Below are 14,819 nucleotides of genomic sequence, written 5' to 3'. Positions count from 1 at the left end.
TCGGCCGCCCACGGCGCCGCCACCGCCTGGGCCGCCACCGGCGCGGCCGACCGCGCCCGCGCCCTGACGCACGTTGCCGACGTCCTCGACGCGCACGGCGAGGAACTGATCGACCTGGCCGCCGAGGAGTCCCACCTACCCCTCGGACGCCTGCGCGGCGAACTCGTCCGCACCACCTTCCAACTGCGCTATCTCGGCGAGTACGTCGCCGCCGGCCGGCACCTCGACCCGATCGTCGATCACGCCGACCCCGACTGGCCGATGGGCGCCCCGCGGCCCGATCTGCGCCGCACGCACCTGCCGCTCGGTGTCGTCCTCAACTTCGCGGCGGGCAACTTCCCGTTCGCATTCAGCGTCCCGGGCGGAGACACGGCCTCGGCGCTGGCTGCCGGCTGCCCGGTGGTGGTCAAGATCCATCCCGGCCATCCGCGGCTCTCGGTACGCATCGGCGACCTCATGACGACCGCCCTGCACGGCGCCGGCGCCCCCGACGGCGTGTTCGGCACGATCTCCGGGGTCGACGCCGGAATCACCGCACTGACCGATCCGCGGGTACGGGCGGCAACCTTCACCGGCTCCACCCGCGGTGGGCGCGCCCTGTTCGACATCGCGTCGTCGCGTCCGGACCCGATCCAGTTCTTCGGCGAGCTGGGCAGTGTGAACCCGGTGTTCGTCACCGCCGCCGCCGACCGCGCACGCGGCGCCGAGATCGCCGAACAGTACGTGGCGTCGTTCACCCTCGGCATGGGTCAGTTCTGCACCAGCCCAGGGCTTCTCATCGTCCCCGACGGCTCGGCGACGCTTGCCGCCCTCGAGCGGGCCACTCTGCCCGACCCGGCACCGATGCTCACCGCGTCGATGCGCGCGGGCTTCGATCGTGCGGTGACCGAGGTCACCGCCCTCGACGGCGTGAGCACCCTGCACAGCGTCGACGGCGACGATGCTCTCACCGCCGCCGTGCAACTGCACCGCACCACCGCCGCACGCGTCCTCGACGACCCGGAGACGTTGCTGCAGGAGTGTTTCGGGCCGTCGTCGGTCATCGTGACCTACGCCGATGCCGCCGAACTCACGGCGCTTGCCGACGCACTGCCCGGCCAGCTCACCGCGACGGTGCAGGGCGAGGACTCCGACGTCGGCGACGACATGCAGTCACTGACCGGCATTCTCGCTCGCACGGCCGGCCGACTGCTGTGGAATCAGTGGCCGACGGGTGTGTCCGTCACCGACGCACAGCATCACGGCGGCCCGTACCCGGCGAGCACCGCCATCCACACCACCTCGGTGGGCGCCAACGCGATTGCGCGATTCCTGCGGCCGGTCACCTACCAGAATTTCCCCGCCGGACTGCTCCCCCAGGAGTTGCGTCCCGGTGCGGGAGCCGACCCGGAGTCCTTCAGATGAAGGCTGTCATCGTCGGTGCGGGCATCATCGGATGCGCTCTGACCCGGGAGCTGGCGCGCCACGGGCTCGATGTGGAGGTCATCGATCGCGGCGCGCCCGGCGCCGGAACGACCGCGCACGGCGAGGGTAACGTTCTCGTGTCCGACAAGGGCCCGGGCCCCGAACTCGCACTGGCACAACTGTCCCGGACGCTGTGGCCGTCGACCATCGACGAGATCGACGAGCAGTGCGGCACACAGATGGGACGGCTGATCGAGTTCGAGCCGAAGGGTGGCATCGTCGTGGCGACGACCGATGCCGGAGCGCAGTCGCTGACCGACTTCGCCGCGCGTCAGCGACTGGCCGGCGTCGACGCCACCGCGCTGTCGCACGCCGAGGCGCACGAGGCCGAACCCCATCTCACCCGCGATCTCGCGTCCGCCTTCCTCTATCCCGAGGACGCCCAGGTGCAGCCGGTCGGCGCCGCCCATGCACTGTTGTTCAGCGCCAAGGGATTCGGTGCCCGCGTCCGCGTCGGCACCGAAGTGCTCGCGCCCGTCGTCGCACACGGCCGCATCGTCGGTATCGACACCATCACCGGCCGCATCGACGCGGATGTGGTGATCAACTGTGCCGTCCCGTGGGCCGCCGACGTGTCGAACCGACTCGGCGCACCGATCGCGGTGAAGCCTCGACGCGGTGCGTCCTGATCACCACCCCGCAACCGCCGACGGTGTTCCACAAGGTCTACGACGCCGATTACGTCGGGGCGGTCGGCAGCGGCGATGCCGACCTGCAGACCTCAGCGGTGGTCGAGTCGACCGCCGCGGGTCCGATCCTCATCGGCTCGTCGCGGCGGCGGGCCCCGCTGGACACCGGCATCCGGCTCGACAGCCTCGATGGCATGGCGCGCAAGGCGATCCGACTGTTCCCCGGGCTCGCCGACGTCGAGATCATGCGATGCTACGGCGGCTTCCGTCCCTACGTCGACGACCACCTGCCGGTCATCGGACCCGACCCTCGACTCCCCGGACTGTGGCACGCCACCGGACACGAGGGTGCCGGCATCGGACTGTGTCTGGGTACCGCCGTACAGCTACGCGCCCAACTCCTCGGACATCCCACTCCCCTGCCCGACAACGACTTTCGTGTCGATCGTCCGGCAATCCTCACCGCGGCGATGGAGACGGCATCATGAGCGGCCGGCTCTTACCGACCGACGACCCGATCGGGCGCACCGACGAGGCGATCACCGTCACCGTCGACGGCGCCACCCTGCACGGCATCACCGGACAAACCCTGGCCGGAGTCCTCCTCGGCAACGGCATCACCGCGTGGCGCACGGCCGGCGACGGCACCCCGCGCGGACTGTTCTGCGGAATCGGCGCCTGCTTCGACTGCGTGGCAACGGTCAACGGGCACAGCGATGTTCGGCTGTGCCGACGTCGCGTCGCCGACGGTGACGTCGTCACCGTCCAAACGAGAGGGAACTCATGACCCACGTGGCCGTCATCGGTGCCGGGCCCGCGGGCTTGGCCGCCGCCGAATCCGCCCTGCACGCCGGCGCCACCGTCACCCTGGTCGACCTCAACGCCCCCCCGGTGGCCAGTACCACCGGGAACTGCCCGCCGCCTACCGCGCCACCCGGCCCGACGTCGTCGGACACGAGTGGGACGCGTACCGGCGGCGCCGCGATCACGTCCTCGGACACCCGGCATGCAAGTGGATGTCGAATACCGTTGTGTTCCTGCTGGAACGACGTGATGTCGACGCACGACCAGGCCGTGGGGCGCCGCGCCTGCACCTGCTCACCGGCGGCGTCGATGCCCCCGACCGCACCCGCTCGATACTCGAACCCGACGCGCTGATCCTCGCCACCGGAGCCCACGACCGCGTGCTGCCATTCCCCGGATGGACCCTGCCCGGGGTGTACACCGCGGGCGCCGCGCAAACCCTCGCCCGGACCGAACGGGTGGCACTCGGACGCCGCGCCGTGATCTCCGGGACCGGCCCGTTCCTGCTACCGGTCGCCGAGTCGTTGTCGTCGGTGGGCACCGAGGTCACAGAGGTGTTGGAGGCCAACGGCATCGGGACCATCGCACGCGGCTGGAGCGCGCACCCGCAACGACTCCTCGCACAGACCGGCAAGGCCCGCGACCTCGTGCACTACGGCCGCCATCTGCTCGCGCACCGCATCCCGATTCGCGGTGGCCAGGCGGTGATCCGCGCACTCGGCGATTCTCGCGTGGAGGGGGCGGTCATCGCCCGCCTCGACGCCGACTGGACCCGATCCCCGGCACCGAACGCGAGATCGAGGTCGACACCATCTGCGTCGGACACGGTTTCACCCCGTCGCTGGAATTGGCCACCGCGGCCGGCCGCGCCTCCGTCGAGGTCACGGGTGGAACCTTCGTCGGCGTCGACGACAACCAGTTGACGTCGGCGCCGGCGGTCTATGCGGCCGGTGAGGTCACGGGCATCGGTGGCGCGGCCGCGGCTCATGCCGAGGGCGTGGTCGCCGGGTATGCCGCCGCCGGTCGCGCCGACCTCATCACCGCCCGCACGTCGCGTGCACGCGTTGCAGCGCACCATTTCTCGACACGGTTGGCCACCGCCCACCCGATCGGTGACGGCTGGCAGACGTGGCTGGAGGACACCACCGTCGTCTGCCGGTGCGAGGCCACCACCCTCGGGCAACTGCGTGGGGCACACAGTGCCGAGGACTCCGCGCGCGCCACCCGCCTGAACACCCGCGCCGGCCTCGGCCCGTGCCAGGCACGATTCTGCGGCGCCAACGTCGACGCGATCTGCGGCCGGCGGGCCGCCGACCGCACGGTTGCCTCCGGCCTACCCGCGGCCACACCGCAGAATCGGCCCATTGCCCAACCGATCCGACTCGGCGAGCTCGCCGGTCACGACGGGAGATAGTCACCGCACGGACCGGGAGCCGCCCGCCGGATCAACTGGTCTGCGACTGCGTCTGGGTGGGCGCAGCCGTCTGACCGCCCGGCGTCTGACCGTTCTGCTGGCCCGGCGTCTGACCGTTCTGGGTTCCACCCGGCATCTGGCCATTGCCGCCGCCGGGGAACTGACCGTTGCCGCCGCCCGGCATCTGACCGTTCATGCCACCGCCGTTCATTCCACCACCATTCGTGCCCCCACCCGGGAACTGGCCGTTGCCACCACCGGGGAATTGCTGCTGGGTGGTCGACGACCCGGAGTCGCCGACGACGTAGCCGGCGCCGAAGCCGAGGAGCCCGAATCCCACCGCGAGTCCGATGCCGCCGGCGATGATCGCGTTCTTGGTCTTCGACGGGATCCCCGGGCCGCCCGCTGCCGCGGGCTGGGCTGCCGCCGCGGGTTCGGTAGCCGGAGCGGGCCGGCTCACCGGAATTGTCGGGGCATCGCCCTCGTTCGGGTCGGGCACGTGGGCCTGGGTCGTGGTGTCGGGAGCCGACATGAGTCACTCTCGCTTTCGCGGGTCTGCCCGGGGGCGCGTCTGACACGCGCTGTCGGGGGCCGGATGGAAGTGACTCCACGGTGCCGACGTCCGCTTGGTCGGGGCTGCCCGATCGCTGTGAGTCGACTGTGAAACCGTCGCGGTGCGGCTACGTCGAGACGTGATAGAAAACCGACGTCCCCCCGGCGGCGGCCTGCGAGGTGATGCCGACGGTCACCCAGTAGGTCTTGCCGTCCTTGGACGCCGAGAGCCGCACCACGGTTTGTCCGCCCACGCTGTCGCGACCATCCTCCTGGTACCCGGCGTCGGTGAGCGCCCGGACGGCCCTGTCGATCGGGTTGCCCGCATTCGCCGGTGCCTGCACCACCACATTCCACTCATCGGTGGTGCCGTCACCGGAGATGACGTGCCCGTCGATCAGCGGGACCTGCGACGACGGGAAATCCTTCGGCAGTCCCTCGCGCTGAGCGGGCGCATCGTCGGAGCACCCTGCCGCGAACAGCATCAGCACAGTGGCGACGACCACAGCAAGGACCGTCGCCGCGACTCTGTCGAACCGGGGCATGCCCGCAACGGTAAGATAGACAACGCCGGTCTCGTCCGGTGACACACCGGGACAGGCGCGTGATCGCGTCCGATCGGCGATCACCGCGACCGCGACCCGCAACCCCGTGACCACCCCGCCCACCGACCAGAGACGGAGTGCGCCCCCTTGCTCACTGTGCTGATCGCCCTGGCACTGAGCGCGCTCGTGGCACCCGGGATCATCCGCTGGATCGGCACCAAGGGCTTCTACGTCGTCGCGCTCGCCCCGTTCGGCGGGCTGCTCTGGGTGTTGACGCATTGGCCGGATTCCGACCGCGCACCCGAGGTCCAGACGCTGCAGTGGGTGCCGTCGCTGCACATGAACATCGTGATGCGGATGGACTCGCTCGCGGCGATCCTGTCGGTGCTGATCCTCGGCGTCGGCACCCTGGTCATCTGCTACTGCGCCCACTACTTCGACGACGCGCGACCACGCGTCGCGGTGTTCGGCGGCGAGATGGTCGCCTTCGCCGCGGCCATGTTCGGTCTCGTCACCAGCGACAACATGCTGGTCCTCTACATCTTCTGGGAGCTGACGACCGTTCTGTCGTTCATGCTCGTCGGCTACTACCGCATCCGTGCGACCTCGCGGCGCTCGGCGACGCAGGCACTGCTGGTGACCACGCTGGGCGGGTTGGCGATGCTCGTCGGCATCATCATGCTCGGCGAACGGACCGGCAGCTACCTGCTCAGCGATCTGCTCGCCCACCCACCGGCCGCGGGGGTCTACGTCGAGGTCGCGGTGGTGTTGCTACTCGTCGGCGCGCTGAGCAAGTCGGCGATCGTGCCGTTCCACTTCTGGCTGCCCGGTGCGATGGCCGCCCCCACCCCGGTCAGCGCCTACCTGCACGCCGCGGCGATGGTCAAGGCCGGCATCTATCTCATCGGTCGTCTCGCACCGGCGTTCGCGCCGCTGCCGAGCTGGCAGATCATGGTCATCGGCCTCGGCTCGTTCACCATGCTCCTCGGCGGCTGGCGCTCGATGCGTGAACTCGACCTCAAGCTCGTGCTGGCCTTCGGCACCGTCTCCCAGCTCGGGTTCATGGCGGTGCTGATGGGTATGGGCGACGCGAACGTGGCGATGGCCGGCTTGGCGATGCTGGTCGCACACGCCCTGTTCAAGGCGTCGTTGTTCATGGTGGTCGGCATCATCGACCACGCCACCGGAACCCGTGACATCCGCAAGCTGGCCCGCCTCGGCCATCGACTGCCGGTCCTGGCGGCGATCGCCGCGGTGGCCGGGGCGAGCATGGCGGGGTTGCCGTTCACGCTCGGCTTCGTCGGCAAGGAGACGGCGTTCGGCACCGTCTGGGAGACCGGGTCGCTGCAACCGTGGCAGGCCGAGACCGTCGACATCGTGTTGCTCGTCGGCTCGGTGATCACCTTCGCCTACACGTGCCGCTTCCTCTGGGGCGCGTTCGGACGCAAGGTCCGTAGGCTGCCGACCCGGGCCGTCGCCAAGATGCACCCACCGTCGCCGATGTTCCTGCTCTCGCCGCTGCTGCTGGCCGCGCTGGGCGTCATCGCCGGATTCTGGAGCGGATGGCTCGGCCACTGGTTCGAGCCGTACGCCGAGTCGCTGCCCGCCTACGGTCACGAGCTCGAGCACCTCGCGTTGTGGCACGGTTTCGGGCTGCCGGTGGTGTTCTCGGTCATCGTCGTTCTCGGCGGTGCGGTGCTGTTCCTGGTGTTGCGGCGCCTACGCGACGTGGTGTTCGGCTCGCGCCCGCTGATCAACGCCGACCGCATCTACGACGCCACCCTGCGTGGCGCCGACACGCTGTCGCTGTTGCTGACCCGCAACACCCAGCGCGGCTCGCTGCCGGTGACCCAGGGCGTGATCTTGTCGACGATGATCATCCTGCCCACCGTGATGCTGTTCCTCGGTAATCGGAACACCTTGGAGCCCAACGGTTTCGACTCGATGACCCAAGCCGTCATCGCGGTGATCATGGCGGCGGCGGCGCTGGCGACGGTGATCCTGCGCAACCGGCTGGCCGCGACCCTGGTGGTCGGGGTGACCGGTTACGGATGCGGCATGCTGTTCGCGCTGTACGGTGCCCCCGACCTCGCGCTCACCCAATTCCTGGTGGAGACGCTGACCCTGGTGATCTTCGTGCTGGTGCTGCGCAAGCTGCCTGCCGAACCCGAGCCGCGGCATGCGACCGGGTTCAAACCGCTGCGGGCGGCGATCGGTCTGGCGCTGGGTGTCTCGATCGTGGTGATCGGCATGTTCGCCGCCGCCGCGCGCTCGGCCCAGCCGGTCAGCATCTCGATTCCCGAGGTCGCCTACAAGTTCGGGCACGGCGCCAACGCCGTCAACGTGCTCCTCGTCGACACCCGCGCGTGGGACACCCTCGGCGAGGTGTCGGTGCTGATCGTCGCCGCCACCGGCGTCGCGTCGATGGTGTTCCGCAATCGCCGCTTCGGTGCTGCGCCGCGGGTGGCCGACGCCGCCCGACACTTCGGCATCACCACCGATGACGACGACGATCCGATCCCACCCGACCGCACGACGTGGCTCTTGGGCAGCGAGTTCCGCGACCCGCGCCACCGGTCGATGGTGCTCGAGGCGACAACCCGCCTCATCTTCCCGACGATGGTGGTGCTCTCGGTCTACTTCTTCTACGCAGGCCACAATTCGCCCGGCGGCGGCTTCGCCGGTGGTCTGACGATGGGTCTGGCGCTGGTGCTGCGGTATCTCGCGGGCGGACGCTACGAGCTCGGTGAGGCGCTGCCTGTGGAACCGGGTACCTTCCTCGGTGCCGGACTGCTCATCTCGGCGTCCACCGCGGTGACCTCGATGTTCCTCGGCGCCCCGGCGTTGTCGTCGGCGGTCTTCCAGATCACCGTGCCGGTCCTCGGCGACATCAAGTTCGTCACCGCACTGTTCTTCGATCTCGGCATCTATCTGATCGTGATCGGCCTGGTGCTCGACGTGCTGCGCAGTCTCGGTGCCCGCCTCGACGTCGAGAGCGGTGCCGGCTTCCCGAGCGGACCGCTGCGCCGCCAGGACGCCGGCGAGCGTCCGGGAGGTGCGGGCCGATGAGCGTCAATCTCGGCCTGCTCGTGGTCATCGCGATCATGATCGCCTGCGGTGCCTACCTGCTGATGGAACGCAGCCTGGTGCGGATGTTGCTGGGCCTGCTGGTCGCGGGCAACGGCGTCAACCTGCTGATCCTGGTACTGGCCGGCGGGATGGGCAATCCGCCGATCATGGGCCGCTCCTCCGAGGCCCGCCCGCACGACGCCGATCCGCTCGCCCAGGCGATGGTGCTCACCGCGATCGTCATCACGATGGGTGTGGCCGCGTTCATCCTCGCCATGGTGTACAGGCTGTTCGTGCTCAACCGCGACGAGGACGTCGACGACGACACCGAGGACGTCAAGGTCGCCACCAGCTCCCTGCAGTCGGCCCCGGACCGCGACCGCAGCGACGACCCGGTGACCGGCGCCGACACCAGTGCGGGTGACTTCTTCGACGACGAGGGCAACCCACTCACCGAGGAGGAGTACATCGCGCTGCACCGCGAACGGATCGAAACCGACCTGATGCCCGAGGACGCCGACGTCGTCGACGAACTCGCCACCGATGTCGTCGACGTCATCGAGACCGGCGAGGCCTATGCGGAGCCGGGCGGAAGCGGTACCGGCAATTCCGACGGCACGAGCAGCGATGACTCGGACGGGGGACGTTCATGATCCCCCAGGTCTCGTGGTTCCCGGTGCTCATCACCCTGCCGACGCTGACGCCGATGCTCGCGGCAGCTCTCACGTTGCTGCGCGGGCGCAACCCGCTGTTCCAGCGGATCGTGACCGTCTCGGCGCTGATCGTGACACTCGTCGCGTCGTGCATGATGCTCTACCTCACCAATGCGCACGGCACCTACTCGCTGGCGATCGGTGGCTGGGACGACAAGGGCCATCCGAACGGACCGTTCGGGATCACGCTCGTCGTCGATCAGCTCGCGGCGTTGATGCTGGTGGTGGCGACGCTGGTACTGCTGTGCGTCGTCGTCTACGCGATCGGCCAGGGTATCCGTGACGGTGCGTCCGAACAGCCGGTGTCGGTGTTCCTGCCGACCTATCTGATCCTGTGTGCCGGCGTGTGCAATTCGTTCCTCGCCGGTGACCTGTTCAATCTGTTCGTCTCCTTCGAGGTGCTGCTCGCCGCGAGCTTCGTGTTGCTCACCCTCGGCGCCACCGGCGATCGCGTGCGGGCCGGCGCGTCGTACGTGATGGTGTCGATGGTGTCGTCGCTGATCTTCCTGGTGGGGATCGCCTTCGCCTATGCGACCACCGGCACGCTCAATCTCGCCGAGATGGCGGTACGCCTCGATCACGTCCCCGACGGCACCCGCAACGCGCTGTATGCGGTGCTGCTCGTGGCCTTCGGGATCAAGGCCGCGGTGTTCCCGCTCTCGACATGGCTGCCCGACTCCTATCCCACCGCCCCGGCGCCGGTCACCGCGGTGTTCGCCGGCCTGCTCACCAAGGTCGGTGTGTACGCGATCATGCGCACCCACACCCTGCTGTTCCCCGGCGGATCGATGGATCCGATCCTGCTCGTCGCCGGTCTGCTGACGATGATCGTCGGCATCCTCGGTGCGATCGCGCAGTCCGACATCAAGCGATTGCTGTCGTTCACGCTCGTCAGTCACATCGGCTACATGGTGTTCGGTATCGCCCTGTCCTCCGAACTCGGGATGAGTGCGGCGATCTACTACGTCGCCCACCACATCCTGGTGCAGACGACGCTGTTCCTCGTCGTCGGACTCATCGAACGGCAGGCGGGGTCGGCCTCGCTGCGCCGGCTCGGCGGGCTGATCGCCAGCCCGGTGCTGGCGGCCCTCTTCTTGATCCCCGCACTCAATCTCGGTGGTATTCCACCGTTCTCGGGTTTCCTGGGCAAGGTCGCACTCATCCAGGCGGGTACCGAGAACGGGTCGGTACTCGCGTGGGCACTCGTGGCCGGTTCGGTGGTGACCAGCTTGCTCACCCTCTATGTGGTGGCCCGTATCTGGACCAAGGGATTCTGGCGTCCGCGCGCCGATGCCCCCGAGGGCGAGCTCTCCGACAGCGCACCGTCGGCACTGATCGACGAGAGCGCCGACATCGCCTTCGACGACCGCGAGGACGTCGGCCGCATGCCGATCACGATGGTCGTCCCCACTGCGCTGATGGTCGCCGCCGGGATCGCCCTGACCATCTGGGCGGGCCCGATCTTCGGGTTCACCGACCGCGCGGCGACCGACATCATGAACCGCGACGTCTACATCGGATCGGTGCTCGGGAGTGGCCGATGAGTGAGAAACATGAGAAGCAGCCGCGTGAGAACAGGCCCGACCGCATCGCCCCGGTCAAACCCGTCGGCAAGGGACCGGTCAAGCGACTGCTGATCAACACCGCCCGCTACTCGGTGCTGTTCTTCGCCTGGACGACGGTCAGCGCGTGGGTGTGGCTGCACAACCGGCTGCGCATCCCGCGATGGCTGGGCAACGACAGCCGCGAGGCCGCGGTACGCCTGTGGTCGATCGCGTGGCTCACGTTCGTGTGGGTCTTGTTGTGGGGCACCGTGTCCTGGGCGAACATCATCGCCGGCATCGTGTTGGCCGTGGCGATCGGGGTGTTGCTGCCGTTGCCGCGGGTGCCCGTCGAGGGCCGTGTCCACCCGTTGACTGTGTTCGCACTGATCGGTCGGCTCATCGTCGACTTCTTCGTCTCCAGCGCGCAGGTGGCGTGGGTGGCCATCCGACCGGGCAAACCCCCCCTCGGCGCGGTGATGCGGGTGCGTGTCGCGATCAAATCCGACATGGTGCTGACGTTGGCCGTGGACTACCTGAACCTGGTCCCCGGGACGATGGTGCTCGAGATCGATCACCGCCGTCGCATGCTCTACGTCCACGTCTTCGATGTGCGCTCGGACAAGAAGGTCCGGCAGTTCTACAAGCAGGTGTCCTTCGTGGAGCGGATGTTCATCAAGGCCTTCGAGCGCGACAGTGAATGGCATCCGAGCCCCTATCACGGCATCGACGACGACTACCACCACGTGCGACCCGCCGACCGCGCGAGCGCCCAGGGTCTCGGCGACGGGAGCAGCCGATGACCGTCATGTGGTTCTTCATCGCGATCGCGCTACTCATCTCCGCGGTGCTGGTGATGGCCCGAATCCTGTTGGGGCCCACCACCCTCGATCGGCTGGTCGCGCTCGACGCACTGATCGCCCTGTGCATGTGCGGGCTGGCGGCGTGGACGGCCTACAGCGGTGACACGACGGTGGTGCCGGGCATCGTGGCACTGTCGCTGGTGAGCTTCGTCGGGTCGGTGGCCATCGCCCGTTTCCGAGTTCGGGATGATCAAGCATGATCGCCGACATCGTCAGTGCCGTCTTCCTGACCATCGGAGCGCTCATGGCGGTCACCGCCGCGATCGGCATCCTGCGCTTTCCCGACACGCTCTCGCGCATGCATTCGGCGACCAAACCCCAGACCCTGGGTCTGTTGATGATGCTGATCGGTGCAATGGTCAGCATCGGCGGCACACACGTCGACATGGGCATGCTGGTCCTGGCCGGACTGTTCGCGCTCATCACCGCACCGGTGGTCGCCCACCGTATCGGCCGTCTGGTCTATCAAGAACAACGCGCCCAGGACGGGCTGATGTCGCGGGACCAGATGGAGCGCGGCGACCGGGATTAGCAGTGAGGCAACGTCACCGCGGGTAGGTGGCGATGATCTGCCCCGTCCGTCGACCCTGCCACTCCACCCTTCGATCGGTGTAGAGCGTCAGTACCCACTCGGCGAGGTGAGCGTTGGCGATCGGCGCGGCACAGTGGGGTCGGGATCAACGGACCAGCGGGACACAAGTGTACGAAGGGATATCGAACTTACTGTCTCGCTGACTGCCGAGGCCCGGAGCCAGAGCGGATTGGCAGCTCGGGGGATCACGTCACCGCGCCGATCCCGTCGACGAGTGCGATCGCACGGGCTTCAGAAACACCCAACATCAGCAGACTCGTGATCGCGGCGGCTGCGGCGCCATCCCCGGCTGTGTCACCCCTGGCCGTGTCACCGTCGGCGATGGCGAAGACGGCTCCGTAGGCGACCTGACTCAGCAGGTTCGCAGGCAGGTACCGGGCAAACACACCGGCGTCCTGACCACGCTGGACGAGGTCGGCGAGCCGCTCGTCGATAGGCCCGAGCAGGGCGTGGATCGCTTCGCCGTATTCGCCGCGACGCAACGCCACCAGCACTCGGTACCGATTCACCACCGGCCAGAGCCGGGACACGAATTCCGCCCATGCCGCATCCGCATCAGCGGCGTCGACGTCGGCGAGCACGGCGGTCATCTCGGTCACGGCGCGTCCGGTGAGCGTCCGGATGAGTTCGACCCGGGAGGGGAAGTGGCCGTAGACCGTTCGTCGGACAACGCCTGCCGCCGTGGCGATCTCACCCATGCCGGCATCGGGGTTGGCGCCCAGCACTTCGAGTGCGACGTCGAGGATGCGATCGCGCGTCTCGGCTGTCGAGCGCGCGCGCGAGGAGTCAGGGGCCATCTCACCATGTTTGCACACTGGTGTGCAGTGGAGTACGTTGCACACCAGTGTGCAACGAGACATCTCACTGCACCTCGACGCCCAAGGAGAATGGCCATGGCCGCACTGACACCCACCACACCGCCTACCACTGCGGCCGCCGTACGCCCGGTCACGGTCTCCTTCTCCGATGCCGAGATCGATGATGTGAAGCACCGACTCGCCCGGACCCGATGGCCGGATACGGAGACGGTTGGCGATTGGTCACAGGGGGTTCGGCTGGAGAATGCCCGGTCCCTGGTCGACCATTGGGAGCACCGCTACGACTGGCAACGCCTCGAAGCCGAGCTCAATCGGTTCCCCCACTTCCTGACCGAGATCGACGGGCTCGACATCCACTTCATCCACGTCCGATCGACCGTTGCGAATGCGATGCCGCTGATCCTGACGCACGGATGGCCGGGCTCGATCATGGACTTCCTGGCGATGATCGGCCCATTGACCGATCCCGAGTCTTTCGGCGGGAACGCCGCCGATGCCTTCGACGTCGTCATCCCTTCCCTTCCCGGGTTCGGGTTCTCCGGCAAACCGAGCACGACCGGGTGGAACGTCTCACGCATCGCGAACGCGTGGGCGGAACTGATGAAGCGCTTGGACTACACGGAATGGACTGCGCAGGGCGGTGATTGGGGGGCGGTCGTGACCACCGAACTCGGGGCCATGGCACCAACAGGGCTCCTCGGAATTCACCTGAACACCCAGTATGCCTTCCCCACCACGATTCCCGAGATCCTGTCACCCGACGAGCGTCGCGCCGTGGAGAGCCTCGCTATGTACGCCGACAACCTCGGCGGGTCAAACCACCTTCAGCGCACCAAGCCCGAGATCGTCGGGTTCGCACTGGCGGACTCCCCCGCCGGACAGGCGGCCTGGATCTACGAGAAGTTCCAATCCAAGACCGACAATCAGGGACTCGCGGAGGATGCCCTCGACGTCGATGACATGCTCGACGTGATTTCGCTCTACTGGCTCACCAACAGTGCGGCATCGTCCGGACGAATCTACTGGGAGAACGGCTAGGCCGGCTTCGCGGGCCCGACGCTGACGCTCCCGGTCGCGGTGACCGTTTTTCCCGCGGACATCCCACGCCTGCCTCGGACGTGGATCGAGGACACCTATCGCAGCCTCGTTCACTATGGCGAAGCCGAACACGGAGGGCACTTTGCCGCGCTCGAACAACCCGAGATCCTGGTCCGCGAGATCCGCGCCGGGCTGCGCAGCCTACGTTCCTGCCCCCGGCTCAGGTGACGTATCGCACCGAGGTCGCACCAATCCCGTTGAGGAACGCATCGGAGGCATGCGACGCTCGTGTCGCAGCAATCCTGCCGGGGATCACCGGTTCTCTGCCCTCCCCGACACTGGCCGAGCACATCGCGCACGACGTCTTCGCCGCCCTCGACCCTCGCTATGCGCGACACCTGAGTCCGATGCGCGTCGACACCCAGACCCGCACCTGGCGGACAGTCGACGGGACCGACGTCGAGATCGTGGTGCAGTGGGCCAAACACATGCACCCCAACGGAACCTACAACTGGGTCACCGTCGGTCCCGGGGGGCGCAATCGTCGAGGTGGAACGCGAATCACACTGGGACTACCCAGCCGGACGGCGCGCCACCGAGCAGTGGGATCACGACGGGTGGATCGCCGCACGAGAGGGCACCGGACCCCAGTTGGCTGCGCCGAACGCGCTCGCGTGAGCCCTCACTCCAGCTCCGACACCACCGAGGCCACCACGTCACGCATGTCATGGGTCTGTGAGTACACGGCCCGCTGCCGCTGATAACTGGTGCCGCGCT

At 68.1% G+C, this 14,819-nt stretch carries 16 protein-coding genes and 2 pseudogenes; 15 read left to right on the top strand and 3 right to left on the bottom strand.

The genetic code is table 11. The features are described 5' to 3' along the window. From B1964_RS21665 to B1964_RS30740, 7 genes and pseudogenes are all read left to right on the top strand, one after another. Nucleotides 1-1,404 (top strand): aldehyde dehydrogenase (NADP(+)) (locus tag B1964_RS21665; protein WP_079931232.1); only part of this gene is annotated, 1,404 nt, incomplete at its 5' end. Further along, nucleotides 1,401-2,093 carry an FAD-dependent oxidoreductase gene (locus B1964_RS31185; protein ID WP_253194112.1) on the top strand — a complete coding sequence of 231 codons (693 nt, stop codon included), beginning with the start codon at nt 1,401-1,403 and terminating at the stop codon, nt 2,091-2,093. The genes B1964_RS21665 and B1964_RS31185, both read left to right, overlap by 4 nt. After that, nucleotides 2,024-2,581: an FAD-binding oxidoreductase gene (locus tag B1964_RS31180; RefSeq protein ID WP_253194111.1), complete on the top strand. Its 558-nt coding sequence runs from the start codon at nt 2,024-2,026 to the stop codon at nt 2,579-2,581. Before B1964_RS31185 ends, B1964_RS31180 begins: the two co-directional genes overlap by 70 nt. Beyond that, entirely contained in the window at nt 2,578-2,880 is a 303-nt protein-coding gene (locus B1964_RS21655; protein ID WP_079931231.1) for a (2Fe-2S)-binding protein, read from the top strand. The genes B1964_RS31180 and B1964_RS21655 overlap by 4 nt, the downstream gene beginning before the upstream one ends. Beyond that, a pseudogene (locus B1964_RS31590) lies at nt 2,877-2,960 on the top strand (hypothetical protein); the annotation flags it as partial. The gene B1964_RS21655 and the pseudogene B1964_RS31590, both read left to right, overlap by 4 nt. 149 nt (nt 2,961-3,109) lie before the next feature. After that, on the top strand, nt 3,110-3,820 hold the full coding sequence (locus tag B1964_RS30745; protein WP_253194114.1) for an FAD/NAD(P)-binding oxidoreductase: 711 nt from the start codon (nt 3,110-3,112) through the stop codon (nt 3,818-3,820). Continuing rightward, complete coding sequence (locus tag B1964_RS30740; RefSeq protein WP_253194113.1) at nt 3,709-4,311, top strand: (2Fe-2S)-binding protein; 603 nt, start codon at nt 3,709-3,711, stop codon at nt 4,309-4,311. The genes B1964_RS30745 and B1964_RS30740 overlap by 112 nt, the downstream gene beginning before the upstream one ends. 31 nt (nt 4,312-4,342) lie before the next feature. On the opposite strand, the gene B1964_RS21645 is transcribed toward B1964_RS30740, so the two are convergent. Both B1964_RS21645 and B1964_RS21640 read right to left on the bottom strand, forming a co-directional pair. Further along, entirely contained in the window at nt 4,343-4,843 is a 501-nt protein-coding gene (locus B1964_RS21645) for a hypothetical protein (protein WP_079931230.1), read from the bottom strand. Nucleotides 4,844-4,991: 148 nt separating this feature from the next. After that, nucleotides 4,992-5,408, bottom strand: a complete 417-nt coding sequence (locus B1964_RS21640) for a hypothetical protein (RefSeq protein ID WP_253194110.1) — start codon at nt 5,406-5,408, stop codon at nt 4,992-4,994. Between the two features lie 147 nt (nt 5,409-5,555). On the opposite strand from B1964_RS21640, the gene B1964_RS21635 reads away from it, so the two are divergent. The 6 genes from B1964_RS21635 to mnhG are packed head-to-tail and all read left to right on the top strand — an operon-like array spanning nt 5,556 to nt 12,126. Beyond that, nucleotides 5,556-8,477: a Na+/H+ antiporter subunit A gene (locus B1964_RS21635; protein ID WP_079931228.1), complete on the top strand. Its 2,922-nt coding sequence runs from the start codon at nt 5,556-5,558 to the stop codon at nt 8,475-8,477. Next, nucleotides 8,474-9,130 carry a Na(+)/H(+) antiporter subunit C gene (locus tag B1964_RS21630; RefSeq protein WP_006372429.1) on the top strand — a complete coding sequence of 219 codons (657 nt, stop codon included), beginning with the start codon at nt 8,474-8,476 and terminating at the stop codon, nt 9,128-9,130. Before B1964_RS21635 ends, B1964_RS21630 begins: the two co-directional genes overlap by 4 nt. Then, nucleotides 9,127-10,734 (top strand): Na+/H+ antiporter subunit D, encoded by a 1,608-nt coding sequence (locus B1964_RS21625; protein WP_079931227.1) that lies wholly within the window; start codon nt 9,127-9,129, stop codon nt 10,732-10,734. Before B1964_RS21630 ends, B1964_RS21625 begins: the two co-directional genes overlap by 4 nt. Next, a complete protein-coding gene (locus B1964_RS21620; protein ID WP_079931226.1) occupies nt 10,731-11,534 on the top strand; it encodes a Na+/H+ antiporter subunit E in 804 nt (267 codons plus the stop codon). Before B1964_RS21625 ends, B1964_RS21620 begins: the two co-directional genes overlap by 4 nt. Further along, a complete protein-coding gene (locus B1964_RS21615) occupies nt 11,531-11,794 on the top strand; it encodes a monovalent cation/H+ antiporter complex subunit F (RefSeq protein WP_006372426.1) in 264 nt (87 codons plus the stop codon). The genes B1964_RS21620 and B1964_RS21615 overlap by 4 nt, the downstream gene beginning before the upstream one ends. After that, complete coding sequence (gene mnhG / locus B1964_RS21610; RefSeq protein WP_006372425.1) at nt 11,791-12,126, top strand: monovalent cation/H(+) antiporter subunit G; 336 nt, start codon at nt 11,791-11,793, stop codon at nt 12,124-12,126. The genes B1964_RS21615 and mnhG overlap by 4 nt, the downstream gene beginning before the upstream one ends. A 245-nt stretch (nt 12,127-12,371) precedes the next feature. Here mnhG and B1964_RS21605 read toward each other — a convergent pair whose 3' ends face one another. Beyond that, complete coding sequence (locus B1964_RS21605) at nt 12,372-12,983, bottom strand: TetR/AcrR family transcriptional regulator (RefSeq protein WP_079931233.1); 612 nt, start codon at nt 12,981-12,983, stop codon at nt 12,372-12,374. A gap of 96 nt (nt 12,984-13,079) precedes the next feature. Between B1964_RS21605 and B1964_RS21600 the strand changes: the two are divergent. Both B1964_RS21600 and B1964_RS31465 read left to right on the top strand, forming a co-directional pair. After that, nucleotides 13,080-14,270, top strand: a pseudogene (locus B1964_RS21600) (epoxide hydrolase family protein). Nucleotides 14,271-14,591: 321 nt separating this feature from the next. Further along, complete coding sequence (locus tag B1964_RS31465) at nt 14,592-14,720, top strand: hypothetical protein (protein ID WP_276113214.1); 129 nt, start codon at nt 14,592-14,594, stop codon at nt 14,718-14,720. Nucleotides 14,721-14,819 lie beyond the last annotated feature (99 nt).

This window comes from Gordonia sp. i37 (assembly GCF_002043085.1).
In the GTDB taxonomy this organism is placed as follows: Bacteria; Actinomycetota; Actinomycetes; order Mycobacteriales; family Mycobacteriaceae; genus Gordonia; species Gordonia polyisoprenivorans.
This window is presented reverse-complemented; position numbering and strand designations above follow the sequence as displayed.